This window comes from Grimontia kaedaensis, from assembly GCF_023746615.1.
Lineage (GTDB): Bacteria > Pseudomonadota > Gammaproteobacteria > Enterobacterales > Vibrionaceae > Enterovibrio > Enterovibrio kaedaensis.
Map to the genome: position 1 here is coordinate 3482725 of NZ_CP082275.1, position 24652 is coordinate 3507376.

Sequence of the window (24652 nt, forward strand, 5' to 3'; positions counted from 1 at the left end):
GCTGATCTTATGCCTGAGTCCCGATCTTTATCGTCGATCAATTTTACCCAACTTGCTGAAAATATCAGGCAATGGGGACATGAACTAGGATTTCAGCATATTGGGATCACCGATGTTGATCTCAGTCAGCATGAAGCACAGTTGCAACGCTGGCTCGATAACGGCTATCACGGGGAAATGGACTGGATGGCACGCCATGGCATGATGCGTGCCCGTCCTCAGGAACTGGTTGAAGGCACAGTCCGCGTGATCAGTGCCAGAATGAATTACCTTCCGCCAGATGCCGGGTTCGCCAAAACATTGGAAACTCCCTCTCTCGCCTATATCAGTCGTTATGCGCTTGGCCGTGACTACCACAAACTCATCCGCAACCGCCTGAAAAAATTAGGACAGCGAATCGAGGAAGAAGTAGGGAAATTCGGCTATCGACCGTTTGTCGATTCCGCCCCGGTTCTGGAACGTCCACTGGCAGAGAAGGCCGGTCTTGGCTGGACAGGCAAGCATTCGCTGCTGCTCAGTGAAGACGTCGGTTCCTGGTTTTTTCTGGGCGAACTGCTGATTGATCTGCCCTTACCAGTGGATGAGCCGATAGAAAGCCAGTGTGGCAAGTGCGTAGCATGTATCACCTCTTGCCCCACAGATGCCATTGTTGGAGACACCATTGTCGATGCCAGACGTTGTATTTCTTACCTCACGATTGAGCTTGATGGTGAAATCCCAGAAGAGTTTCGCGAGGCGATGGGGAACCGAATCTATGGCTGTGATGACTGCCAGTTGGTTTGTCCATACAACCGCGAAGCTGAGTTAACCAACGAGTCTGATTTTTATGGGCGAGAGAGCTTGGTCCAGCAACCTCTGAAAACGTTGTTCAGCTGGGATGAATCCACATTTTTGAAAGAAACTGAGGGTTCGGCCATTCGCCGTATAGGCCACGAAAAATGGCGCCGTAACCTCTCTGTGGCCATGGGAAATGCCCCTTATGATCCAGAGATTATTGAACTTTTGGAATCGGCCAAAGGATTCTCTGCTATGCTTGATCAGCACCTTGATTGGGCGCTTGAACAACAGATTAAACGCCGAAATGAACATGCTGTTGATGTTCTGCCTTCCTCAACCAAGAGGTTGGTCAGAATCGTTCAGAAAGGTCTACCAAGGGATGCCTAAGCGCAATCGTGCGGTAGTGGAAAGTCACCTATCTGCTCAAAATTAATGCAAAAACAAGACATAGATTCACTTCTTCTGCGAAATGTGGAAAACCTTTTCAGTACGCTATAAAACAGTGCATGCTGATAAAGTTAAACACACTCTGTGAATAATCTCAGATGAAAGTCACGAAAGGTGATGAAACTGGGGATAATCTTTTGAAAATATTGAAACTCAAAACTTTAAAACCATTAAAAACATAGAGTTACAATGAAAACAATTCACAGGGATCAGTTTTCCACCGATCAACAACCGCACAAATAACTCTGAGTAACGTCACATCTTCTGATATTCATCAACGGCTTTACCCACAAGCTAGGCTTTGTGGATAACTCTGTTAAGAAACACGATAAAAAGGTGCTCAAAGTGCGATGCAGACACATTCGCTGCAAAAACTCATTCAGATTGTATTTGGGCTAGACCTTGCCCGGAGATAATGCTTCACAGCATTAAAGACAACGACCCGCTACACCCTAAAAATAACTGGTGCATTCAATGCGGAGTGTTGGTGCTTACAGATGATGTTCTGTAAGAAATTTGGAGCGACACATGAGGTTCCTACTCTCAAGGCAAAAGACGTGATCTCAACCTTGGCTTGATACCTGCTGTAGCGCACTTCCAAATGGAAGTTTGGAGCGACACACGAGGTTCGAACTCGTGACCTCAACCTTGGCAAGGTTGCGCTCTACCAGCTGAGCTAGTGTCGCATTCAAAGAGCGTCCGAAATGCTTCGGTAAATTTGAATCAAACGGCTAAATTTGCCATTCGAGCTTTCTTATCGAAAGAAAATTTGGAGCGACACACGAGGTTCGAACTCGTGACCTCAACCTTGGCAAGGTTGCGCTCTACCAGCTGAGCTAGTGTCGCTTTTTGTTCCAACAGTGTTGGATTATTTTTTGTTTTTAGCAGGTTAGGCTTAGCCTGTTCTGCGCTTCCCGAAGGAAATCAAAATTTGGAGCGACACACGAGGTTCGAACTCGTGACCTCAACCTTGGCAAGGTTGCGCTCTACCAGCTGAGCTAGTGTCGCATTGTTCATCCGACAATCAATCGGAATCATTTCAAATTTTGGAGCGACACACGAGGTTCGAACTCGTGACCTCAACCTTGGCAAGGTTGCGCTCTACCAGCTGAGCTAGTGTCGCATAGATCATCCGACGATCAATCGGATCATTCAAATTTTTGGAGCGACACACGAGGTTCGAACTCGTGACCTCAACCTTGGCAAGGTTGCGCTCTACCAGCTGAGCTAGTGTCGCTTTATCAAAGACATTTGTCTCTGTCAGGGCTGCGAATTATACGAAGAAAAATCGCGGATGCAATACTCTGAATCCAGAATTTTTGATTTTTCTTCGCATTGGTTATTTTGCCGTCAGATCGTAAAGATCTTGCTCCGGTAGTAACGAAGTTCCTCAATTGACTCCCGAATATCATCCAGTGCCAAATGAGTCCCTTGTTTTTTGATTCCTGACAGAACTTCAGGTTCCCAGCGACGAACCAACTCTTTGATCGTGCTGACGTCGACAGTACGATAATGGAAAAAGCGTTCCAGTTCAGGCATATGTTTATAGAGGAAACGGCGATCCTGACCAACACTGTTGCCACAAATCGGCGACACACCAGCAGGCACCCAGTCTTGCAGGAAAGCGATCGTTTGTTTGATCGCATCAGTTTCGCTTACTGTGCTTGCTTTTACACGATCCACCAGCCCGCTGCCGGTGTGAGTATTGGTGCACCAGTCGTCCATTTTCTCCAGTTCTTCATCAGACTGGTGAATGGCGAGCACAGGCCCTTCAGCTAACACATTAAGTTCAGCATCTGTTACAACGGTAGCGATCTCAATGACTTTATGTACTTCTGGGTCGAGCCCTGTCATTTCGAGATCAATCCAGATTAAATTCTTATCGCTGAAAGACATCCAAATTGCCTATTTTCCAAGTAAACCATGTATCATACTTAGCCTGACATGAAAGCCAACTAAACTAGCGACATTCTCGTGGCAAAAAAGAAAAAGCTCACAAAAGGCCAGTTACGCCGAGTACGGACAAATCAAAAAAAACGCATCGACCGCCAGCATGAAGAGGTCCAATGGGACGAATCTCTGCTTGAGTCTGCCCGTGAAGGGGTGGTGATCACCCGTTTCGGTCAGCACGCTGACATCGAAGATACTCAAACTGGCATCATCCACCGTTGCAACCTTCGCCGCTCTATCGAAAGCTTGGTGACCGGCGACAAAGTTGTCTGGCGTCCAGGCGTGGAAACACTGCAAGGCATTGCCGGCGTTGTGGAAGCTGCTCATGAACGCCACTCAGTGCTTACCCGTCCTGATTACTATGACGGCGTCAAACCGGTCGCGGCCAATATTGATCAGGTGGTGATCGTTTCCGCGATATTACCCGAATTGTCTACGAACATTATAGACCGTTACCTGATCGCTACCGAACAGGTTGGCTTCAAGCCCCTTATCGTAATCAACAAGATTGATTTGTTGGACGCTGAAGGCCTTGAAATGGTTAAGAATATCCTCGCTTTGTATGCCGAAATTGGCTACGAAGTATTGATGGTTAGCCAGAAAAGCGGTGAAGGCGTCGACGAGCTGAAAGCGCGTTTGGCTGATGGCACCAGCATTTTCGTGGGCCAATCCGGCGTAGGTAAATCCAGCCTGGTGAATGCCCTGCTTCCTGAAGTGAATGCCGATATCGGTGAAGTTTCTGAAAACTCAGGGCTTGGCCAACACACCACCACGACAGCGCGTTTGTATCACTTCCCTGATGGTGGCGATCTGATTGATAGTCCTGGGGTACGTGAATTCGGTCTTTGGCATTTAGAGCCTGAGCAGGTAACTCAAGGCTTCAAAGAATTCCGCGAATTTCTCGGAGGCTGTAAGTTCCGCGACTGCAAACACAAAGACGATCCAGGTTGTCTGCTGCGAGAAGCAGTAGAAGACGGCAAGATCAGTGTTGAACGTTTCGAGAGCTACCACAAAATCATCGACAGCATGTCTGAGATGAAGGCAAATCGTCAGTTTTCACGCAATAAAGAAAACTGATCCATTTAGCTCAACTACACATCAACTGGTTAGCGGCCTGTTAATTTTGTAAACTAGGCCGCTTTTTAAATTCCAGGCCCGTTCTCGGGCGCATACGAGTTAGGAAAATAACCGTGTCTAACGATTTAAAAATTGGCCTGCAGTACTGCATGCCAAAACACCTGCTGACCCGACTTGTTGGCAAACTGGCAGCAGCTAAAGCCGGCTTTCTGACAACGGCTGTGATCAAGTGGTTTATCCGCCAGTACAAGGTGGAAATGAACGAAGCTAAGAACCCCGATCCAAAAAGCTATCCAACCTTTAATGACTTCTTCGTCCGCGAATTAAAAGACGGCGCACGCCCTCTGAATGACGAAGCAAGCGTGATTGCCCACCCTGCCGATGCATGTGTGAGCCAAGCTGGCCCAATTGAAAAAGGCCGTCTGATTCAAGCGAAAGGCCACACCTTTGACGCCTGCGAACTGCTTGGCGGCGACGCCAAGCTGGCGGAAGAGTTTACTGATGGCGACTTCGCCACGCTGTACCTGTCACCACGTGATTACCACCGTGTTCACATGCCATGTGACGGCACGCTGCGCCAGATGATTTACGTACCGGGCGACCTGTTCTCCGTCAACCCGCTGACCGCAGAAAACGTGCCTAACCTGTTCGCACGTAACGAGCGCGTGGTATGTATTTTCGATACTGCTTTCGGTCCAATGGCGCACATTCTGGTTGGCGCGACCATTGTCGGCAGCATTGAAACGGTTTGGTCAGGCACGGTGACACCACCTACTGGCCAGAGCATCCGCCGCTGGGATTACCCAGCAGAAGGCGAGCAAGCTATCACGCTGAAAAAAGGCGAAGAGATGGGTCGCTTCAAGCTGGGTTCAACCGTGATCAACCTGTTCCCGAAAGGCGCGATCACCTTTGATGACGCTATCATTCCTGGCAAACCAACCCGCATGGGTGAGGTTTACGCTCGCCAAAACGGTGTTGAAGCATCAGCTGAGACAGAAAGCGACGAAGCGCAAATCGCCGAATAAGCAAACTGGTCACACAAACTGTGATCTGTAACGAAAAGGGCAGCGATGCCCTTTTTTTGTGCCCAAAGTTTATCCAAACACAGAGTATTTTCTCTGCCACTCCGTATCCTGTAGCTCGTACTGAGCGGCATCATGGGCATGGAAGAGTTGAAACTCATTAACTGGGATGAGCTTTGGCTGGTTGCCGGTGGTATCGCGATTGGTCTGGCGCTCGACAAAACCGGGCTGGCCGCTGCGCTGGCTCATGCCGTGGATTACGATGCCTTATCGCCACTCGCCGTGGTACTGACGCTCTCTATGATTTGCTGGCTGATGGCGAATTTCATGTCCAACACGGCCACAGCCAACCTCCTGATGCCGATTGCCGCAGCGGTTGCGATGTCGATGGACAGCCTTGTTTCTGTCGGCGGCATTCAGGGACTTCTTGTCATCGTTGCCTTCTCAGCATCTCTTGGCATGATCCTTCCTGTATCAACCCCACCAAACAGTCTGGCTTACTCCACAGGTCTGATTGAGAGCAAAGATATGGCGAAAGTCGGTCTAATTGTGGGCCTGGTTGGCCTTGCGATTGTCTTCGCCGCGCTGCTCGTCCTAAACTGATCCCATCTATTTGCGGGGAAAGTGCACTGAGCACTTTTCCCGCCTGGCTTCAGCGGATAAACTCGCGCTCCTTTCCGGTTCTTTAAGTTAAAGGTGTCATCTTGGGTTACGAATGGCTCGCGCTCGGCGCTGCCTTCCTGTGGGGTATTTCCAGCCTGATTTCGGTCACGCCTGCGCGTCACTTGGGCAGCTTTGCTTATAGTCGCTGGCGGATGGCATGTGTGTCAGTGATGCTGACAACACTGGCCTTGTTTACAGGTGGCTGGGCAACCGTCTCATCCGATATTCTCTGGCCGATGGCACTGTCTGGCCTTATAGGGATCTTTATTGGCGATACCGCCCTGTTTGGCTGTATGAACCGAATAGGACCCCGACGCTCTGGCCTCTTGTATTCCTGTCATGCAGTTTTTTCTGCTCTGCTTGGCATCTGGCTGTTTGGTGAAACGCTAGAAGGGATCCGCCTGCTCGGTGCCATTCTGGTGTTCTCTGGAGTGATGATTGCGGTCTTTTTCCGCCAAAGTGGTAATGCCCATCAATGGGAAGAAACCAAAGGCAACACCTGGGTGGCTGTCGGTCTGGGTTTAACCGCAGCGCTTTGTCAGTCGCTGGGTGGGGTCATTGCCAAGCCTGTTTTAACCCAAGGTGTCGATCCCATTGCCGCTTCCGCTATCCGGATGATCGCGGCTTTCCTTGCCCACGGCACACTGATTTTCCTCCAGATACGTGTCGCACAACCCGTTAACCCGATCAACTGGCGTATCTTCGGTATGGTTGTCGTGAATGGCTTTCTGGCGATGTCGGTCGGTATGACCCTGATTATGTATGCGCTGAAATGGGGAGAAGTCGGCATGGTCGCGCTACTGTCTTCCACGACACCGGTAATGATTCTGCCGTTGATTTGGCTATTTACCCGCGTGCGCCCAGCACCAAGCGCTTGGTTAGGTGCGGCGCTCGCCGTTATTGGCGCTGGTCTTATCGTTACCACTAGCTGATGGTTTCCCAATAAAAAACGCCGCATGATGCGGCGTTTTTTATTGGCTTGGGATTAGGCTCGCCCGACCGGAAAAGCAATCACCTCATCGATGTGGGTTTTGCCTAAAGCCAGCATGATCAGACGATCGATACCCAACGCAACACCTGCGCAATCCGGCAAGCCATGACGAATCGCTCCAATCAGATGATGATCGATAGGTTGGGCTTGCAGCCCCATCTTTTCGCGCTTGCGGTTATCTTCTTCAAAACGGGCCAATTGCTCGTCGGCGTTGTCCAGTTCATAGAAACCGTTCGCGAGCTCAATACCTTTAAAGTAGACCTCGAAGCGCGCCGCCACGCGATTATCGTCTTCACACACTCGCGCCAGTGCCGCCTGTGATGCCGGGAAGTTGTAAACGAAAGCCGGAACAGTATGGCCAATTTTCTCTTCAACACCAACGCTGAATAAAAGTTGCAGCAAGGTGTCGCGGTCTTCTTCCGGATCGGCGATATCAGACAATCCCAGTGGTGCAGCCGCTGCCTTCAACTCGTCCATCGAGCCTTCTAGCGGGCAGACACCGAGCACCTTGATGAACGCTTCCTGATATGTCATTCGCTCTGCATCGCCAACGCCCAGAATCAGTTGGAGCAAGGCATCCATTTCATCCATCAATGCATGATGGTCAAAGCCTGGACGGTACCATTCCAGCATGGTGAACTCAGGGTTGTGGTTTCGCCCCGTTTCTTCGTTACGAAACGCTTTATTGATTTGGTAGATAGCCCCACTCCCCGCCGCCAGCAGGCGTTTCATGTGGAACTCAGGGCTGGTCATCATGTAAAGCGGGATACCCTTGGCAAAGCCCGGACCGACAAATTCCGTCTTGAAGGTGTGCAGATGAAAATCCGTCACCGTCGCCTGACTCATGGCTGGCGTGTCCACTTCCAGCACATCACGATCGGCAAAAAAGCCGCGAATATTGCTCACCAGTTTGGCTCTGGCTTTCAGGGTTTCAATTTCTGCGGTGGGACGCCATTCAAGGGTCATTGCTATCACTCAATCTCATTATGACTGGCGGCATTTTAGCTTTCGCGAAGCGTGATAGAAACCCGTGCTTTTATCAGCCTAAGAAATGCCTTTTCTGTCCTTTCATTCAAGCGACTGAACTAGCGCAATAAAAGCGCAAAACCTCTTTCGATAACCATTCTCATTTTCACCATTTTTCCTTTTTAAAAGAGAGAGTTAAATTGCATGCAGCGATCACAGATTTTACGTGTCAGAAACAAGAGAAAACGACGCGCAACCTCTGTTTAACAAGGTGATTTCTTCCTGTCTAACAACCTGGATCACAAATCTACTGCTCTGGCTTTTTAGAAGGCAGAAACTCGGAACAAATACCCTTTCAGGTCAAAATTTACGGGATTTAACTTTAATAAGATGGGGAAAGTTTTTGAGTTAGATGCACGGTTAGCATCTTTACATTTTTAACAACCCTCCGGAGGATAGCTGTGAAAACCATTACCACAGATATCGCTGTTATTGGCGCGGGCGGTGCAGGTCTTCGTACTGCAATTGCTGCTGCAGAAGCAAACCCAGAGCTGGAAATCGCTTTGGTTTCCAAAGTTTACCCAATGCGTTCCCACACGGTGGCCGCAGAAGGTGGCTCCGCCGCTGTCATCAAGGATGAGGATAGTCTCGACAACCACTTCAACGATACCGTTGGCGGTGGTGACTGGCTATGTGAACAGGACGTTGTTGAATATTTCGTAGAAAACGCGACTCGCGAAATGGTTCAGTTGGAGCAATGGGGTTGCCCATGGAGCCGCAAGGAAAACGGTGACGTAAACGTACGTCGCTTCGGCGGTATGAAGGTTGAGCGCACCTGGTTTGCCGCAGATAAAACCGGCTTCCACATGCTGCACACCCTGTTCCAGACATCGATCAAATACCCACAAATCAAGCGTCTCGACGAGTATTTCGTCGTTGACCTGCTGGTTGTCGACAATGAAGTACAAGGCCTTATCGCCATTCACATGGCGGAAGGCGAACTGGTCTGCATTAAAGCGAAATCTGTCGTACTGGCAACTGGTGGTGCGGGTCGTGTTTACAACTGCAACACCAACGGCGGTATCGTGACTGGCGACGGCATGGCGATGGCTTTCCGTCACGGTGTGGCACTGCGCGACATGGAGTTCGTTCAATATCACCCAACGGGCCTACCAGGCACCGGTATTCTGATGACAGAAGGCTGCCGTGGTGAAGGCGGTATCATCGTCAACAAGAACGGCTACCGTTACCTGCAAGATTATGGCATGGGCCCGGAAACTCCGGTTGGTCAGCCAAAGAACAAATACATGGAACTGGGCCCGCGTGACAAAGTGTCGCAAGCGTTCTGGCACGAGCAACAAAAAGGCAACACCATCAAGCACCCACTGGGTGACATGGTTCACCTTGACCTTCGCCACCTGGGTGAAGAGTACCTCAAGGAACGTCTGCCGTTTATCTGTGAGCTGGCAAAAGCATACGTGAATGTCGACCCAGCCAAAGAGCCAATCCCAATTCGTCCTACCGTACATTACACCATGGGTGGTATCGAAACCGATTCCCGTACTGAAACCAGCATTAAGGGTCTGTTTGCGGTGGGTGAATGTTCTTCTGTCGGCCTGCACGGCGCGAACCGTCTGGGCTCAAACTCACTGGCAGAACTGGTGGTCTTTGGCCGCGTAGCCGGTGAAGGTGCCGCTGACCGTGCTGCTGAATTCAAAGGCTGGGACGAAGCTGAAATCGCAAATCAGATGGAAGCAGTGAAAGCTCGCATCGATGTGCTGATGTCTCAAGAAGGCGATGAGAACTGGGCGGAAATCCGCACTGAAATGGGTCATACCATGGAAGCGGGTTGTGGTATCTACCGCCGCGAAGATCTGATGCAAGAGACCATCAACAAGCTGGCTGAGCTGAAAGAACGCTACAAGCGCATCAGCATCAAAGACAAGGGCAAGGTGTTCAACACTGACCTGCTGTATGCGATTGAAGTGGGCTACGGTCTGGAAGTTGCTGAAGCCATGGCGCACTCCGCCGTGCTTCGCCGTGAATCCCGCGGTGCACACCAGCGTTTAGATGACGGCTGCACCGAGCGTGATGACCAGAACTTCCTGAAGCACTCACTGGCGTTCTATAACCCAGAAGGTGCACCAACCATTAAATACAGTGACGTAAAAATCACCAAGTCTCAGCCAAAAGCACGTCTTTACGGCGCCGCTGCAGAAGAAGCTGAAGCAGCAGCGAAGAAGGCTGAAAAAGCAGAGAAGGAGCAGGCATAATGTCAGCAAACCGCATTCAGAAAGTCAGCATTCTTCGCTACGACCCATCAAAAGATGACGAACCTCGTCTGCAAACGTTCGACGTGCCATTTGATGAAACCATGTCTGTACTGGACGCGTTGGGTTACATCAAAGATCACCTGGACAAAGATCTGTCTTACCGCTGGTCTTGCCGCATGGCGATCTGTGGTTCGTGCGGCATCATGGTCAACAAAGTGCCAAAGCTGGCATGTAAAGCCTTCCTGCGTGATTACCCAGACGGTGTAACCATCGAGCCACTGGCGAACTTCCCTATCGAGAAAGATTTGATTGTCGACATGACGCCGTTCATCGAGCGTCTTGAAGCCATCAAGCCTTACATCATTGGTAATGACCGTACACCGGAAGATGGTCCGAACAACCAGACGCCTGAGCAAATGGCGCGCTACAAACAGTTCGCTGGCTGCATCAACTGTGGTCTGTGTTATGCGGCATGTCCGCAGTTTGGTCTGAACCCTGAGTTCATTGGCCCTGCCGCGCTGACACTGGCCCACCGCTACAACCTCGACAGCCGTGATAATGGCGCTGCTGAGCGTATGAAGCTGATTAACGGCGAAAACGGCGCTTGGGGTTGTACCTTCGTGGGTTACTGCTCTGAAGTGTGTCCGAAGAACGTTGACCCGGCAGGCGCGGTAAACCAAGGCAAGATCGCATCGTCACAAGACTTCGTGATCGCAATGCTCAAGCCAGATGGCTCCATGAAAGTGGAGGCTTAAGGATGTCTAACCGTAAACCTTACGTTCGTGAAATGAAGCGTACCTGGTGGAAAGACCATCCTTTCTACCGCATGTACATGGTGCGTGAAGCCACTGTGCTTCCGCTGATTTTCTTCACCCTGTGCCTGACTTTCGGTTTAGGCAGTCTGGTCGTTGGCGAAGCGGCATGGAATGGTTGGTTGTCATTCATGGCAAACCCTGTGGTTATCGCGATCAACATCGTGGCACTCGCGGGTAGCCTGTTCCACGCACAGACTTTCTTCAGCATGATGCCGCAAGTGATGCCTATCCGCATCGGTGGAAAGTTGCTGGATAAGAAAGTGATCGTTCTGACGCAGTGGGCTGCTGTTGCAGTGATTTCTGCTGTCATTCTGTTTCTGGTTTAACCCCGACATCTGAGGAGATTTAACGTGGTAGATTTGAATCCAAAACGTTCTGACGAACCGGTATGGTGGGGTCTGTTTGGTGCAGGCGGCTCATGGTTTGCAATGATCACCCCTGTGACCATTCTGGTTCTAGGCATCATGGCACCAATGGGCATGCTGGATGCAGAAGCATTGAGCTATGAGCGCGTGACAGGTTTTGTCACCAGCTTCATCGGCGCACTGTTCACCATCGGTACTCTTTCTCTGCCAATGTGGCATGCAATGCACCGCCTACACCATGGTATGCACGATCTGAAATTCCACACTGGTACCGCAGGCAAAGTCGCCTGTTACGCCACGGCATTTTTGATCAGCGCCCTGTCTGTTATCTTCATTTTCATGATTTAACAGCCAGTAAAACGAGAAAAAGGGAGCATTTGCTCCCTTTTTGTTTACCTAGGCTCTATTGAAATAGACCTTTATTGCTGAACTTTCTGCATGGCTTCGGTTTTTTCCATCATTCCCAGTGCCCCAAGACCAGTGATCACATCAAGGTTGGTCGTCATCTTTCCGCCATCACCGCCACCAAAGTAATGCTTTGGCACTTCCACTTTGAAGTCTTTCAGGTTGTGATAAAGCGACGTAGAAATATCACGGTTAAGCTCTGCCAGATACACATCGCGGTTTGCACCATAGGCATCATACTTGGCTTTCAATATGGCCGCCTCCGCTTCACCTTTAGCCAGAATCGCTAGAGCTTCGAATTCCGCAGCCTTCGCGTTAGCTTGTTGAATCGCAAGGTTGGCTTCGGCAATCGCCAACTCTTTGGATTTCTCCACTTCCGCCAATTGCTTGGTTTTCTCTACCTCAACAATCTCACGCTTGGCAATTTGCTGCGCAACCGCTACCTCTTTTTGTTGGGCGATCACCGCCAGCTCTTTAGTACGCTGTGCATCCTGTACTTCACGGGTACGTTGGATTTCTTTACGAAGCTGCTCAGTTTCTGCTTGCGCCTTCGAGGTTTCCTGCTCCTGAATCGCGCGGATACGATCCGCGACCAGTCGTTTCTTATCAGCTAACAATTGGTCTAACTGCTTTTCCGGCTGCGGGTCGCCGATGGTGACCTGAGTGACATGAATACCATATTGCTGCAACGGGTTATCCTGTCGGATTGGCTGACCACTCGCATCACGTACAGGTACGGTTTTCCAGACCAATTGTTGGGTGCGTTGCAGCTTGTTGGCATCAGATTGATCCAAACCAACAGGTGCCAAATCCAACTCTTCTACTTCAACCTGACGACGCTCGGTCAAATAGATACCCTCACGAAGCTGATCGCCAAGCTTGGATTTGAATTGGTTCAGTCCGCCCTGGAAGAATTCCTCTCCCGTGTACTGGGTTGCCGTGATCACCGTGACGTTCCGTGCGTTTTTGACTAACAAAGCATCAATCAGGTTGCTGTTGTTACGAAACTCTCGGTGCATTTTCTTCACGGCTTCCGGATCATTGCTCAGCTTGAAGCGGTAAGTCACCGGGATTTGGCCGATGTAAGTATCCGCAAAGCGCACCTGCACTGGATCAAGACGCTGGTAGAAATCTTCACCTGCATTGTTACCGAATGACACAGTGATCACTTGATCGTATTGTGTAATCTTCGAAAGAAACGGCATCCGAAAGTGAATACCCGGCTCGGTAAATACATCCAGCTCACCTGTCATATTGTTCTGGTGAACATAGGTGTAGCCTGCATCTGTCATCAATACTGAGCTATTAATTGTCAGTCCCAACCCGAGCAGCGGTATACCAATAATCGCTGCTTTGAGACCTGTTCTAGCCAACTGACGTCTTTCTTCCATTTTTAAACCCTGTCCTAGATTCTTAGTGTCCATATTCTTTTCCTTCTTATTTGCTGATTGATGAATAAAGCGGTATGGCTTTTGGGCCAAAGTGAATAACTACTCATCACTAGCGGGAATAAATGTAACAAAAAACTTAAAACAGGAATATTCGAAACATTAACCTTATTTATTCGGTTTTAACGAAATATAACGATGAGGAATGATAGAAGGGTGTTTGCGAAGATAAATTGGAATTTACAGGGCTCTGATACGCAAAAAGCGCCCCGAAGGACGCTTTTCAGCATAGAAGTAATAAATTACTTCACGCGGCTGACGTATTCACCTGAGCGAGTGTCAACTTTGATCACTTCGCCGATTTGGATGAACAGAGGTACACGCACAACTGCGCCAGTGATCAGAGTTGCTGGCTTACCACCGGTACCCTGAGTATCGCCTTTCAGACCTGGGTCAGTTTCAGTCACTTCCAACTCAACAAAGTTTGGTGGAGTCACTGCGATTGGGTTGCCGTTCCACAGAGTCAGGGTACAACGATCGTTCTCTTTCAACCATTTGATATTTTCGCTTACTGCTTTCTCGTCAGCCGCGATTTGCTCAAATGATTCTGAGTTCATGAAATGCCAGAACTCACCGTCGGTGTACAGGTAGTCCAGTTCCATATCGATAACGTCAGCAGCTTCAACAGAGTCGCCAGACTTGAAAGTCTTCTCCAGCACTTTGCCAGAAAGCAATTTGCGGATTTTCACGCGGTTGAACGCTTGGCCTTTACCTGGCTTAACGAACTCGTTTTCGATAATGACACAAGGCTCGTTATCGAGCATAATTTTCATTCCGCCGCGGAATTCATTGGTGCTAAAAGACGCCATGTCTATCCTCTTAACATCTTCGAAGTTGTCATAAATGCCGGACATAATAACCCGAAATGCGCCTTCTGTTGAGCAAAACTGGCTCAAAGAAATGGCAAATGCTGTCTCAGATCCTCAAAAGCTTCTGCAACAGCTTGATATAGAGCCTTCCGCATGGACGCCTGGCTTCAGCGCGCGTGAACTATTTTCCCAGCGCGTGCCACAAAGCTTCATCAATCGCATGGAAAAAGGTAACCCACATGACCCTCTGCTGCGTCAAGTGTTGCCAGTGATTGAAGAGTTCGAAGAAGTCAGTGGTTTCACCACAGATCCACTTGAAGAGCAGGACAATACAGTTCCAGGTCTGCTGCACAAATACAAAAACCGCGTGCTGATGATTGTTAAGGGTGGTTGCGCGATTAATTGCCGCTATTGTTTCCGTCGTCATTTCCCGTATGAAGACAATAAAGGCGGGAAAGACGTCTGGCGCGAAGCGATCACTTACTTACAGCAGCATCCGGAAGTGGATGAAGTCATCCTTTCAGGTGGCGACCCACTAATGGCAAAAGATCACGAACTGCAATGGCTGATTGAAGCCATAGAGTCTGTACCGCATATCAAACGTCTTCGTATCCACACACGTTTACCTGTCGTTATTCCATCGCGAGTGACGTTAGCACTTACTCACATGCTTGAGTCATCAAGGCTTGGTGTGGTGCTGGTTACCCATATCAACCATGCTAACGAGATTGACGACGAGCTCCGTGCATCGATGGAGAAGCTGAAGCAAGCAGGCGTTACTCTCTTAAACCAAGGTGTGTTGCTCCGTGGCGTGAATGATTCTGTAGAAGCATTGAAAAACCTGAGCAACAGCTTGTTTGATACAGGTATCTTGCCTTATTACCTGCATGTACTGGATAAGGTAAAAGGGGCTGCGCATTTTCTGGTTGACGACGACGAAGCCAAAAAGCTGATGTCTGGCCTTATCAAAGAGGTCTCTGGCTACATGGTGCCACGCCTGACCCGTGAGATCGGCGGACGCGATAGTAAAACACCACTAGACCTTCACCTTGAGTGATAAAAGTAAGCAATCACCAACTAAAAAACTGCTTGCTTAGCAGTCAGTTGCAAGCAATGATGAAAAGTCCCTCTGGCATTACCTAAGGAGTGACTATGCCTGTAAGTGTTCGTCCTGTAGAACCTCGCGATATTCCTGCTATTCAGCAACTTTATACCTGCCCGAAAGCACAAGCTGGCACACTGCAAATGCCACTACCATCGCTCGCGATGTGGGAAAAGCGACTCAATAATATACCGGATGACATTTACTGCCTGGTCGCAGAAGAGGATGGGGGGATAGTTGGTCAATTAGGCTTTGAAGCCAACCGTAAAGGACGAAGACGCCATGTCGGACAATTTGGCATGGCCGTGCATGACGAGCACACCGGAAAAGGCGTCGCCAGCGCATTGCTTACTGCAATGATAGACTTGGCGGACAACTGGCTGAACCTGCGCCGAATCGAGTTAACCGTTTATAGTGACAATGAAGCTGCCATTGCCTTGTATCAAAAATTTGGTTTTAGGCAGGAAGGTGTCGCGGTTGATTACGCGTTCCGAAATGGAAAATACGTCGATGCGCTTTTTATGGCACGCCTGAACACCCAATAATCCAAGAAGACATAGAGATCCGGTCATCCGGATCCTTTTGTTTTAATTAATCAACAAACTCCAGTTGATGGAGATCGACAAGCGGCCCCAACTCCAACAACTCCACTTCATTTCGCTCTTCAATCCATGTTTTGACGGATTCTCTATCCTGCTCAGTCGCAGAACCATATCTGAGAGCGGAACCTATAACCAGCTCGATATCACTCATACCCCCACCGCCAACAAGCAGATGCCTGGATTCAGCAAAGTCGGCCAGAGACTCTATAAAAGCATCTAACTCTTCATCACTTTCTGTATTTAGCTTCAGACCGACCACAAAGCCAAAAACTGCAAATTCATCCAGATACAATTTCTTTCTCAATCGCTTAGAACGTTGTGATGGCATGGCTTAGATCCCTGTCAGATAACAAGTGCTGACAGTGTAGAAGTAAGTCGAGAGATTGTCGGTAATAGAGGTGAAAAACGGGAGAAAAAACGCTTTTCCTGTAGATAGGCGGCAAGAGATGTCTTGCCGCAGGGTATAGGCTAATTTTTCGCTGCATCTTCGAAAGTTTTAAGCCATAACAATCCCACTGGGTACAGTTCGTATTTCGCGATACCTTTTTTCACAAAGGTAAATTCATTCAAAATTTTCTCTGCTCCAGCCTTAGAGTTTGCTTTGATGAAAAACACGATATTAAGAATGTCGGTACCATTCTCAAAGTCTTGCTCTTCAGCCAAATACGCATTCTCTACGGTGCCTTGCTCCCAGAGCTTTAGTAACTCTCCAGATTGAGTAGAAAGACTCTTACGAATCAGGTCAACATCATCCGTTGTGTATTCCCAAACAACAGCAAATGTGTCTCCGATTTTGTTCTCCTCAGCCTGAGCTGGTAACACAGCAGCTAGAAGGATAAACGCGAGAGATTTGATAGTTTTCAACATAGCAAGTATTCCTTTTTGCTTATGCTCCCTTGAGAGCTAGATCGATCATTCTCTTTGGATCTTGGCTACGTTATCTCCAATTCCTCAGCCAAAGTGTCCTTTTATCGAGAACCTAAATTAGGAAAAGAAATGCTAACAATCACAATAAAACCATAGTGTTAACAAATATGTTGATAATGTGATCTGATATGGAAAGAACATGCGAGTTATTAGGAACAATATCGTGGGCGATATCTGGAATACTGATGGCATTAAAGTAAAAAAGTGTCGAATATAGAAAGATGCAGATGCAAAAAAGCCCTGACCGTCAGGTCAGGGCTTTTTTAAATTGGAAGCCTGGCGATGTCCTACTCTCACATGGGGAGACCCCACACTACCATCGGCGCTGTTACGTTTCACTACTGAGTTCGGCATGGAGTCAGGTGGGTCCATAACGCTATGGTCGCCAAGCAAATTCTGCTAAGTCTTCACCTTTTTAAAAAAGGTAAAAACCAAAATCTTGGAAAGTGACTTGTTTGTTCTCGTTCTTACACATTCAACGTTCTTATTCGAGTCCGTCAAAACCCCTTGGGTGTTGTATGGTTAAGCCTCACGGGCAATTAGTATCAGTTAGCTCAACGCCTCGCAGCGCTTACACACCTGACCTATCTACGTCGTCGTCTCCAACAACCCTTTAGAGGGCTTAAAGCCCTAGGGATGACTCATCTTGAGGCTCGCTTCCCGCTTAGATGCTTTCAGCGGTTATCGATTCCGAACTTAGCTACCGGGCAATGCCACTGGCGTGACAACCCGAACACCAGAGGTTCGTCCACTCCGGTCCTCTCGTACTAGGAGCAGCCCCTCTCAATCATCCAACGCCCACGGCAGATAGGGACCGAACTGTCTCACGACGTTCTAAACCCAGCTCGCGTACCACTTTAAATGGCGAACAGCCATACCCTTGGGACCGACTTCAGCCCCAGGATGTGATGAGCCGACATCGAGGTGCCAAACACCGCCGTCGATATGAACTCTTGGGCGGTATCAGCCTGTTATCCCCGGAGTACCTTTTATCCGTTGAGCGATGGCCCTTCCATTCAGAACCACCGGATCACTATGACCTGCTTTCGCACCTGCTCGAACCGTCATTCTCGCAGTCAAGCGGGCTTATGCCATTGCACTAACCTCACGATGTCCGACCGTGATTAGCCCACCTTCGTGCTCCTCCGTTACGCTTTGGGAGGAGACCGCCCCAGTCAAACTACCCACCAGGCACTGTCCTCAACCCCGATAAGGGGCCTAAGTTAGAACATCAAACATACAAGGGTGGTATTTCAAGGTCGGCTCCACACAAACTGGCGTCTGTGTTTCAAAGCCTCCCACCTATCCTACACATGTAGGCTCAATGTTCAGTGCCAAGCTGTAGTAAAGGTTCACGGGGTCTTTCCGTCTAGCCGCGGGTACACAGCATCTTCACTGCGATTTCAATTTCACTGAGTCTCGGGTGGAGACAGCGTGGCCATCATTACGCCATTCGTGCAGGTCGGAACTTACCCGACAAGGAATTTCGCTACCTTAGGACCGTTATAGTTACGGCCGCCGTTTACCGGGGCTTCGATCAAGAGCTTCGACCGAAGTCTAACCCCATCAATTAACCTTCCGGCACCGGGCAGGCGTCACACCGTATACGTCATCTTTCGATTTTGCACAGTGCTATGTTTTTAATAAACAGTTGCAGCCACCTGGTATCTGCGACTCTCAATAGCTCCATCCGCAAGGGACTTCACCGTCGAGAGCGTACCTTCTCCCGAAGTTACGGTACCATTTTGCCTAGTTCCTTCACCCGAGTTCTCTCAAGCGCCTTGGTATTCTCTACCCGACCACCTGTGTCGGTTTGGGGTACGGTTCCTGATAACCTGAAGCTTAGAGGCTTTTCCCGGAAGCATGGCATCAATGACTTCATCACCGTAGTGACTCGACATCGTGTCTCAGTGTATAGCGTCCCGGATTTACCTAAGACACCCACCTACGCACTTGAACCTCGACAACCGTCGCGAGGCCCACCTAGCCTTCTCCGTCCCCCCATCGCAGTTATCAGCAGTACGGGAATATTAACCCGTTTCCCATCGACTACGCCTTTCGGCCTCGCCTTAGGGGCCGACTTACCCTGCCCCGATTAACGTTGGACAGGAACCCTTGGTCTTCCGGCGAGGAGGTTTTTCACCCCCTTTGTCGTTACTCATGTCAGCATTCGCACTTCTGATACCTCCAGCAGCCCTTACAGACCACCTTCAACGGCTTACAGAACGCTCCCCTACCCAGATATAAATATCTGCCGCAGCTTCGGTGTATCGCTTAGCCCCGTTACATCTTCCGCGCAGGCCGACTCGACCAGTGAGCTATTACGCTTTCTTTAAATGATGGCTGCTTCTAAGCCAACATCCTGGCTGTCTGAGCCTTCCCACATCGTTTCCCACTTAGCGATAACTTTGGGACCTTAGCTGGCGGTCTGGGTTGTTTCCCTCTCCACGACGGACGTTAGCACCCGCCGTGTGTCTCCCGGATAGTACTTACTGGTATTCGGAGTTTGCAAAGGGTTGGTAAGTCGGGATGACCCCCTAGCCTTAACAGTGCTCTACCCCCAGTAGTATTCGTCCGAGGCGCTACCTAAATAGCTTTCGGGGAGAACCAGCTATCTCCGAGTTTGATTGGCCTTTCACCCCTAGCCACAAGTCATCCGCTAATTTTTCAACATTAGTCGGTTCGGTCCTCCAATTGATGTTACTCAATCTTCAACCTGCCCATGGCTAGATCACTCGGTTTCGGGTCTACGTCATGCAACTCATTCGCCCAGTTAAGACTCGGTTTCCCTACGGCTCCCCTATACGGTTAACCTTGCTACATAACGTAAGTCGCTGACCCATTATACAAAAGGTACGCAGTCACCCAACAAGTGGGCTCCCACTGCTTGTACGTACACGGTTTCAGGTTCTATTTCACTCCCCTCACAGGGGTTCTTTTCGCCTTTCCCTCACGGTACTGGTTCACTATCGGTCAGTCAGGAGTATTTAGCCTTGGAGGATGGTCCCCCCATCTTCAGACAAGATAACACGTGTCCCGTCCTACTCGTTTTCACGTTAAATAAGCCGTCGTGTACGGGGCTATCACCCTGTATCGCGCCACTTTCCAGAGGCTTCCACTAACTCATAAAACGCTTAAGGGCTAATCCGGGGTCGCTCGCCGCTACTGCCGGAATCTCAATTGATTTCTTTTCCTTCGGGTACTTAGATGTTTCAGTTCCCCGAGTTCGCCTCCACACACCTATGTATTCAGTGTGGGATACTGGCTGATGCCAGTGGGTTTCCCCATTCGGACATCCCAGACTCAAGCGGTTGTTACTACCTAATCTGGGCTTATCGCAAGTTACTACGTCCTTCATCGCCTCTGACTGCCAAGGCATCCACCGTGTACGCTTAGTCACTTAACCATACAACCCCAAGAGGTTTCGTAGGTTCAAACAACCAAGGTGTTCTAATAAGAACATGTTCACCCTTTTTGCCTCTGCTTTTTCTTAAAAAGCGGAAACATAAAGCGATGAACGATTTCGCCGGACTCAAATATTGTTCATCACTTCCTAAGAAGGATGAAACCAAGAACACTTGAATGTGTTTGGTGTTAACTCCGTAGAGTCAACATTTGAGAACTTTTACAAACAAACTCATTGAGTTTGTTTAGTCAGCTTTCCAGATTTTTAAAGAGCAATGCGATGTTCTTTCGAAGCACCACTTTCTAATCACACTCAATGAATGCGTTTAATAAGTGGCGTCCCATAGGGGAGTCGAACCCCTGTTACCGCCGTGAAAGGGCGGTGTCCTAGGCCTCTAGACGAATGGGACACATCGTTTCTTTACATTTCGACCGTAGCAATCTGTGTGGACACTAGCATCAATAGTATCGTTAAGGAGGTGATCCAGCCCCAGGTTCCCCTAGGGCTACCTTGTTACGACTTCACCCCAGTCATGAACCACACCGTGGTAAACGCCCTCCCGAAGGTTAAGCTATCTACTTCTGGTGCAGCCCACTCCCATGGTGTGACGGGCGGTGTGTACAAGGCCCGGGAACGTATTCACCGTGGCATTCTGATCCACGATTACTAGCGATTCCGACTTCATGGAGTCGAGTTGCAGACTCCAATCCGGACTACGACATACTTTCTGGGATTCGCTTCACATCGCTGTCTCGCTGCCCTCTGTATATGCCATTGTAGCACGTGTGTAGCCCTACTCGTAAGGGCCATGATGACTTGACGTCGTCCCCACCTTCCTCCGGTTTATCACCGGCAGTCTCCCTGGAGTTCCCGACATTACTCGCTGGCAAACAAGGATAAGGGTTGCGCTCGTTGCGGGACTTAACCCAACATTTCACAACACGAGCTGACGACAGCCATGCAGCACCTGTCTCAGAGCTCCCGAAGGCACCAATCCATCTCTGGAAAGTTCTCTGGATGTCAAGAGTAGGTAAGGTTCTTCGCGTTGCATCGAATTAAACCACATGCTCCACCGCTTGTGCGGGCCCCCGTCAATTCATTTGAGTTTTAATCTTGCGACCGTACTCCCCAGGCGGTCTACTTAACGCGTTAGCTCCGAAAGCCACAGTTCTAGACTACAGCCTCCAAGTAGACATCGTTTACGGCGTGGACTACCAGGGTATCTAATCCTGTTTGCTCCCCACGCTTTCGCATCTGAGCGTCAGTCTTTGTCCAGGGGGCCGCCTTCGCCACCGGTATTCCTTCAGATCTCTACGCATTTCACCGCTACACCTGAAATTCTACCCCCCTCTACAAGACTCTAGCCTGCCAGTTCAAAATGCGGTTCCCAGGTTAAGCCCGGGGCTTTCACATCTTGCTTAACAGACCGCCTGCATGCGCTTTACGCCCAGTAATTCCGATTAACGCTCGCACCCTCCGTATTACCGCGGCTGCTGGCACGGAGTTAGCCGGTGCTTCTTCTGCCGCTAACGTCAAACACTGCACGTATTAAGTACAATGCCTTCCTCACGGCTGAAAGTGCTTTACAACCCGAAGGCCTTCTTCACACACGCGGCATGGCTGCATCAGGCTTGCGCCCATTGTGCAATATTCCCCACTGCTGCCTCCCGTAGGAGTCTGGACCGTGTCTCAGTTCCAGTGTGGCTGATCATCCTCTCAAACCAGCTAGGGATCGTCGCCTTGGTGAGCCTTTACCCCACCAACTAGCTAATCCCAACTGGGCCCATCCGGTAGCGAGAGGCCCGAAGGTCCCCCTCTTTGGTCCGTAGACGTCATGCGGTATTAGCCACCGTTTCCAGTGGTTATCCCCCTCTACCAGGCAGGTTCCCAGCCATTACTCACCCGTCCGCCGCTCGCCGCCCAACAAATCACCCGAAGGGTCAATGTTGTCGCTGCCGCTCGACTTGCATGTGTTAGGCCTGCCGCCAGCGTTCAATCTGAGCCATGATCAAACTCTTCAATTAAAGTTTTTGGCTCGATGAAATACTGTTGTTGTTCTGTCTCCGCTTTTTAAAAAAGCAGAAGCAAAACGAATTGACTGTGCCGATATAACCGAAGTTATGTCGTTTGGTCACTCAGTAAACATCGATAAATTTTCATCTATCAATGACGAGTGCCCACACAGATTGCATTGGTCAAATTGTTAAAGAACGTTGACTTGGTAGCTTGCTCTGCGAGCCGCTTGCCGTGTCGATGTGGCGCAGTATAGGGACTTCGAAATTTGGCGCAAGTGGTTTTTTGAAAAAAATCACACTTTCGCGTTCAAGTGTTCAAATAACGCCCAAAAACAGCATTTTTGTATAAAAGATGAACAGATTTCTGCAGATCTTTGATGATCAGGATCAGAGGCCACGATCCAGATTTCGACAATATGTCGTTTCAATGACTGTTTTGTTTACCGCAAGACTATTCAGTAAAGCACATGCTGAAGAATCCGCACGGTTATTTTTGACTCATTTGTGTAAGTCGCTAGCCTAGTAAATACGTGGGGTGCGTTAAGACACTCTTTAAAAACAAAAAAGCCCGCTTGCGCGGGCTTTTTCAGTTTCGGCTGGAAACGGGATGATTACATCATGCCGCCCATGCCACCCATGCCGCCCATGTCAGGCATTGCAGGGGCATCTTGTTTTGGCAGTTCAGTTACCATTGCTTCGGTGGTGATCATCAGACCTGCTACAGAAGCTGCGAACTGAAGTGCTGAACGGGTCACTTTGGTTGGATCCAAGATACCCATGTCAATCATATCGCCGTATTCGCCAGTCGCTGCGTTGTAGCCGTAGTTGCCTTCACCACCTTTAACTTGGTTAGCTACTACTGAATCTTCGTCGCCTGCGTTCAGCGCGATTTGACGGATAGGTGCTTCCATCGCACGCAGTGCAACGCGAATACCTACGTTTTGTTCTTCGTTGTCACCTTGCAGGTCAACAACTTTGCTTGCTGCGCGGATAAGTGCAACACCACCACCAGCAACCACGCCTTCTTCAACGGCTGCGCGAGTTGCGTGCAGTGCGTCTTCTACGCGGTCTTTCTTCTCTTTCATCTCAACTTCAGTTGCTGCGCCAACTTTGATTACCGCAACACCGCCTGCCAGTTTCGCAACGCGCTCTTGCAGTTTCTCTTTGTCGTAGTCTGAAGTTGCATCTTCGATTTGCTGACGGATTTGAGCAACACGGCCTTGGATAGAAGCTTCGTCACCTGCGCCATCGATGATAGTAGTGTTTTCTTTAGTGATAGAAATACGCTTCGCCTGACCCAGATCTTCCAGCGTCACTTTTTCCAGCTCCATACCGATCTCTTCAGAGATAACGGTACCCGCAGTCAGTGTTGCGATGTCTTGCAGCATTGCTTTACGGCGATCGCCGAAGCCAGGTGCTTTAACCGCAGCAACTTTCACGATGCCACGCATGTTGTTCACAACCAGTGTTGCCAGCGCTTCACCTTCTACGTCTTCTGCAATGATCAGCAGTGGACGTGAAGATTTCGCCACAGCTTCCAGCGTAGGCAGCAGTTCACGGATGTTTGATACTTTCTTATCAACCAGCAGGATGAATGGGCTTTCCAGATCAACAGAACCAGACTCTTGGTTGTTGATGAAGTATGGAGACAGGTAGCCACGGTCGAATTGCATACCTTCAACCACATCCAGCTCATCTTGCAGAGACTGACCTTCTTCAACAGTGATAACACCGTCGCGGCCCACTTTTTCCATCGCTTCTGCAATGATGTTACCTACGGTTTCATCAGAGTTTGCAGAGATAGTACCTACCTGTGCGATAGCTTTAGTGTCGTTACACTCAACAGACAGCTCTTTCAGTTGCTCAACGGCAGCGGCTACTGCTTTGTCGATACCACGCTTCAGGTCCATTGGGTTCATGCCTGCCGCAACAGCTTTCAGGCCTTCAGCTACGATTGCTTGAGCTAGTACAGTTGCAGTAGTCGTACCGTCACCCGCTGCGTCATTTGCTTTAGACGCAACTTCTTTAACCATTTGAGCGCCCATGTTCTGGAATTTGTCTTCCAGTTCGATTTCGCGCGCGACAGACACACCATCTTTAGTGATGGTTGGTGCGCCGAAAGACTTGTCCAGAACAACGTTACGGCCTTTAGGACCAAGGGTCACTTTTACAGCGTTTGCCAGAACGTTTACACCTTCCAGCATTTTAGTGCGTGCATCATTGCCAAATTTAACGTCTTTAGCTGCCATTTCTCTCTTCCTTTTTAAATCTGTTCTTCAGTGATGAAATAGAAATTACTCAACGATAGCCATGATGTCGTTTTCTGACAGGATCAGGACTTCTTTACCGTCGATTTTCTCAGTCTTAGTGCCGTAGCCTTCTGAGAAGATCACAGTGTCGCCAACTTTAACGTCCAGTGGCTGCACATTGCCGTTTTCAAGAATACGGCCCTTACCTACCGCCAGCACAACGCCACGCGTAGATTTTTCTGCAGCAGAACCAGTCAAAACGATGCCACCAGCAGATTTTGATTCAACTTCCTGGCGTTCAACGATTACTCGATCGTGTAGTGGACGAATGTTCATTGGTCGT

Annotated in this window: 18 protein-coding genes, 6 tRNA genes, 3 rRNA genes and 1 pseudogene; 11 read left to right on the plus strand and 17 right to left on the minus strand. The window is 49.4% G+C overall.

Features of this window, described 5'->3' with window-relative positions:
- Window positions 1-36 precede the first annotated feature (36 nt).
- Window positions 37-1164, plus strand: a complete 1128-nt coding sequence (gene queG, locus K6Q96_RS15570; RefSeq protein WP_251879659.1) for a tRNA epoxyqueuosine(34) reductase QueG — start codon at window positions 37-39, stop codon at window positions 1162-1164.
- Between the two features lie 670 nt (window positions 1165-1834).
- Here queG and K6Q96_RS15575 read toward each other — a convergent pair.
- The 6 genes from K6Q96_RS15575 to orn all read right to left on the minus strand — a co-directional run bounded on the left by K6Q96_RS15575 (window position 1835) and on the right by orn (window position 3120).
- Window positions 1835-1910: transfer RNA gene (locus K6Q96_RS15575), tRNA-Gly, on the minus strand.
- Window positions 1911-1994: 84 nt separating this feature from the next.
- Window positions 1995-2070: transfer RNA gene (locus K6Q96_RS15580), tRNA-Gly, on the minus strand.
- An 86-nt stretch (window positions 2071-2156) separates the two neighbouring features.
- Window positions 2157-2232: transfer RNA gene (locus K6Q96_RS15585), tRNA-Gly, on the minus strand.
- 39 nt (window positions 2233-2271) lie between these two features.
- Window positions 2272-2347: transfer RNA gene (locus K6Q96_RS15590), tRNA-Gly, on the minus strand.
- A 38-nt stretch (window positions 2348-2385) separates the two neighbouring features.
- Window positions 2386-2461: transfer RNA gene (locus K6Q96_RS15595), tRNA-Gly, on the minus strand.
- Between the two features lie 113 nt (window positions 2462-2574).
- Window positions 2575-3120, minus strand: coding sequence for an oligoribonuclease (gene orn, locus K6Q96_RS15600; RefSeq protein WP_251876760.1), 546 nt, complete (start codon window positions 3118-3120; stop codon window positions 2575-2577).
- Between the two features lie 78 nt (window positions 3121-3198).
- Between orn and rsgA the strand changes: the two genes are divergently transcribed.
- From rsgA to K6Q96_RS15620, 4 genes and pseudogenes are all read left to right on the plus strand, one after another.
- The gene (gene rsgA / locus K6Q96_RS15605; RefSeq protein ID WP_251876761.1) at window positions 3199-4251 is read left to right on the plus strand and encodes a small ribosomal subunit biogenesis GTPase RsgA; all 1053 of its coding nucleotides are present in this window, start codon (window positions 3199-3201) and stop codon (window positions 4249-4251) included.
- 113 nt (window positions 4252-4364) lie between these two features.
- The gene (gene asd, locus K6Q96_RS15610) at window positions 4365-5276 is read left to right on the plus strand and encodes an archaetidylserine decarboxylase (RefSeq protein ID WP_251876762.1); all 912 of its coding nucleotides are present in this window, start codon (window positions 4365-4367) and stop codon (window positions 5274-5276) included.
- A gap of 120 nt (window positions 5277-5396) precedes the next feature.
- Window positions 5397-5876: pseudogene (locus K6Q96_RS15615) on the plus strand (SLC13 family permease); the annotation flags it as partial.
- A 101-nt stretch (window positions 5877-5977) separates the two neighbouring features.
- Window positions 5978-6868, plus strand: coding sequence for a DMT family transporter (locus K6Q96_RS15620; RefSeq protein WP_251876763.1), 891 nt, complete (start codon window positions 5978-5980; stop codon window positions 6866-6868).
- Between the two features lie 53 nt (window positions 6869-6921).
- Here the strand turns inward: K6Q96_RS15620 and epmA are convergent, their stop codons facing one another.
- A complete protein-coding gene (gene epmA / locus K6Q96_RS15625; RefSeq protein WP_251879660.1) occupies window positions 6922-7893 on the minus strand; it encodes an elongation factor P--(R)-beta-lysine ligase in 972 nt (323 codons plus the stop codon).
- A gap of 461 nt (window positions 7894-8354) precedes the next feature.
- Between epmA and frdA the strand changes: the two genes are divergently transcribed.
- The 4 genes from frdA to frdD are packed head-to-tail and all read left to right on the plus strand — an operon-like array spanning window position 8355 to window position 11694.
- Window positions 8355-10166, plus strand: coding sequence for a fumarate reductase (quinol) flavoprotein subunit (frdA, locus tag K6Q96_RS15630; RefSeq protein ID WP_251876764.1), 1812 nt, complete (start codon window positions 8355-8357; stop codon window positions 10164-10166).
- Complete coding sequence (locus K6Q96_RS15635; RefSeq protein ID WP_251876765.1) at window positions 10166-10921, plus strand: succinate dehydrogenase/fumarate reductase iron-sulfur subunit; 756 nt, start codon at window positions 10166-10168, stop codon at window positions 10919-10921. The genes frdA and K6Q96_RS15635 overlap by 1 nt, the downstream gene beginning before the upstream one ends.
- Window positions 10922-10923: 2 nt before the next feature.
- On the plus strand, window positions 10924-11307 hold the full coding sequence (frdC, locus tag K6Q96_RS15640; protein WP_046303027.1) for a fumarate reductase subunit FrdC: 384 nt from the start codon (window positions 10924-10926) through the stop codon (window positions 11305-11307).
- Between the two features lie 24 nt (window positions 11308-11331).
- Window positions 11332-11694, plus strand: a complete 363-nt coding sequence (gene frdD / locus K6Q96_RS15645; protein WP_251876766.1) for a fumarate reductase subunit FrdD — start codon at window positions 11332-11334, stop codon at window positions 11692-11694.
- 71 nt (window positions 11695-11765) lie between these two features.
- Here frdD and K6Q96_RS15650 read toward each other — a convergent pair whose 3' ends face one another.
- Together K6Q96_RS15650 and efp are read right to left on the minus strand one after the other, a co-directional pair.
- Entirely contained in the window at window positions 11766-13175 is a 1410-nt protein-coding gene (locus tag K6Q96_RS15650) for an SPFH domain-containing protein (RefSeq protein WP_002535615.1), read from the minus strand.
- Between the two features lie 266 nt (window positions 13176-13441).
- Window positions 13442-14008: an elongation factor P gene (gene efp, locus K6Q96_RS15655; RefSeq protein WP_251876767.1), complete on the minus strand. Its 567-nt coding sequence runs from the start codon at window positions 14006-14008 to the stop codon at window positions 13442-13444.
- Between the two features lie 34 nt (window positions 14009-14042).
- On the opposite strand from efp, the gene epmB reads away from it, so the two are divergent.
- Both epmB and K6Q96_RS15665 read left to right on the plus strand, forming a co-directional pair.
- The gene (gene epmB / locus K6Q96_RS15660) at window positions 14043-15065 is read left to right on the plus strand and encodes an EF-P beta-lysylation protein EpmB (RefSeq protein WP_251876768.1); all 1023 of its coding nucleotides are present in this window, start codon (window positions 14043-14045) and stop codon (window positions 15063-15065) included.
- Between the two features lie 95 nt (window positions 15066-15160).
- The gene (locus tag K6Q96_RS15665; protein WP_251876769.1) at window positions 15161-15655 is read left to right on the plus strand and encodes a GNAT family N-acetyltransferase; all 495 of its coding nucleotides are present in this window, start codon (window positions 15161-15163) and stop codon (window positions 15653-15655) included.
- Window positions 15656-15701: 46 nt separating this feature from the next.
- On the opposite strand, the gene K6Q96_RS15670 is transcribed toward K6Q96_RS15665, so the two are convergent.
- From K6Q96_RS15670 to K6Q96_RS15705, 8 genes are all read right to left on the minus strand, one after another.
- Window positions 15702-16040: a 50S ribosome-binding protein YggL gene (locus tag K6Q96_RS15670; protein ID WP_251876770.1), complete on the minus strand. Its 339-nt coding sequence runs from the start codon at window positions 16038-16040 to the stop codon at window positions 15702-15704.
- Window positions 16041-16180: 140 nt separating this feature from the next.
- Entirely contained in the window at window positions 16181-16579 is a 399-nt protein-coding gene (locus K6Q96_RS15675) for a hypothetical protein (protein WP_251876771.1), read from the minus strand.
- A gap of 334 nt (window positions 16580-16913) precedes the next feature.
- A 5S ribosomal RNA gene (gene rrf / locus K6Q96_RS15680) occupies window positions 16914-17029 on the minus strand.
- A gap of 128 nt (window positions 17030-17157) precedes the next feature.
- A 23S ribosomal RNA gene (locus tag K6Q96_RS15685) occupies window positions 17158-20045 on the minus strand.
- A 333-nt stretch (window positions 20046-20378) separates the two neighbouring features.
- Window positions 20379-20454 (minus strand) — tRNA-Glu (locus K6Q96_RS15690).
- 62 nt (window positions 20455-20516) lie between these two features.
- A 16S ribosomal RNA gene (locus K6Q96_RS15695) occupies window positions 20517-22069 on the minus strand.
- Together the 16S, 23S and 5S rRNA genes with 1 tRNA gene alongside form the textbook arrangement of a ribosomal RNA operon.
- 602 nt (window positions 22070-22671) lie before the next feature.
- Complete coding sequence (groL, locus tag K6Q96_RS15700) at window positions 22672-24309, minus strand: chaperonin GroEL (RefSeq protein WP_165018311.1); 1638 nt, start codon at window positions 24307-24309, stop codon at window positions 22672-22674.
- A 45-nt stretch (window positions 24310-24354) separates the two neighbouring features.
- Window positions 24355-24645, minus strand: coding sequence for a co-chaperone GroES (locus K6Q96_RS15705; RefSeq protein ID WP_002541974.1), 291 nt, complete (start codon window positions 24643-24645; stop codon window positions 24355-24357).
- Window positions 24646-24652 lie beyond the last annotated feature (7 nt).

Excerpts from the sequence above, each read along its gene's own strand:
- orn (WP_251876760.1), bottom strand. The coding sequence starts at position 3,120 with ATGTCTTTCAGCGATAAGAATTTAATCTGGATTGATCTCGAAATGACA.
- epmB (WP_251876768.1), top strand. The coding sequence starts at position 14,043 with ATGCCGGACATAATAACCCGAAATGCGCCTTCTGTTGAGCAAAACTGG.
- K6Q96_RS15675 (WP_251876771.1), bottom strand. The coding sequence starts at position 16,579 with ATGTTGAAAACTATCAAATCTCTCGCGTTTATCCTTCTAGCTGCTGTG.
- groL (WP_165018311.1), bottom strand. The coding sequence starts at position 24,309 with ATGGCAGCTAAAGACGTTAAATTTGGCAATGATGCACGCACTAAAATG.
- efp (WP_251876767.1), bottom strand. The coding sequence starts at position 14,008 with ATGGCGTCTTTTAGCACCAATGAATTCCGCGGCGGAATGAAAATTATG.
- K6Q96_RS15650 (WP_002535615.1), bottom strand. The coding sequence starts at position 13,175 with ATGGACACTAAGAATCTAGGACAGGGTTTAAAAATGGAAGAAAGACGT.
- frdC (WP_046303027.1), top strand. The coding sequence starts at position 10,924 with ATGTCTAACCGTAAACCTTACGTTCGTGAAATGAAGCGTACCTGGTGG.
- K6Q96_RS15670 (WP_251876770.1), bottom strand. The coding sequence starts at position 16,040 with ATGCCATCACAACGTTCTAAGCGATTGAGAAAGAAATTGTATCTGGAT.
- K6Q96_RS15665 (WP_251876769.1), top strand. The coding sequence starts at position 15,161 with ATGCCTGTAAGTGTTCGTCCTGTAGAACCTCGCGATATTCCTGCTATT.
- K6Q96_RS15705 (WP_002541974.1), bottom strand. The coding sequence starts at position 24,645 with ATGAACATTCGTCCACTACACGATCGAGTAATCGTTGAACGCCAGGAA.
- epmA (WP_251879660.1), bottom strand. The coding sequence starts at position 7,893 with ATGACCCTTGAATGGCGTCCCACCGCAGAAATTGAAACCCTGAAAGCC.
- K6Q96_RS15635 (WP_251876765.1), top strand. The coding sequence starts at position 10,166 with ATGTCAGCAAACCGCATTCAGAAAGTCAGCATTCTTCGCTACGACCCA.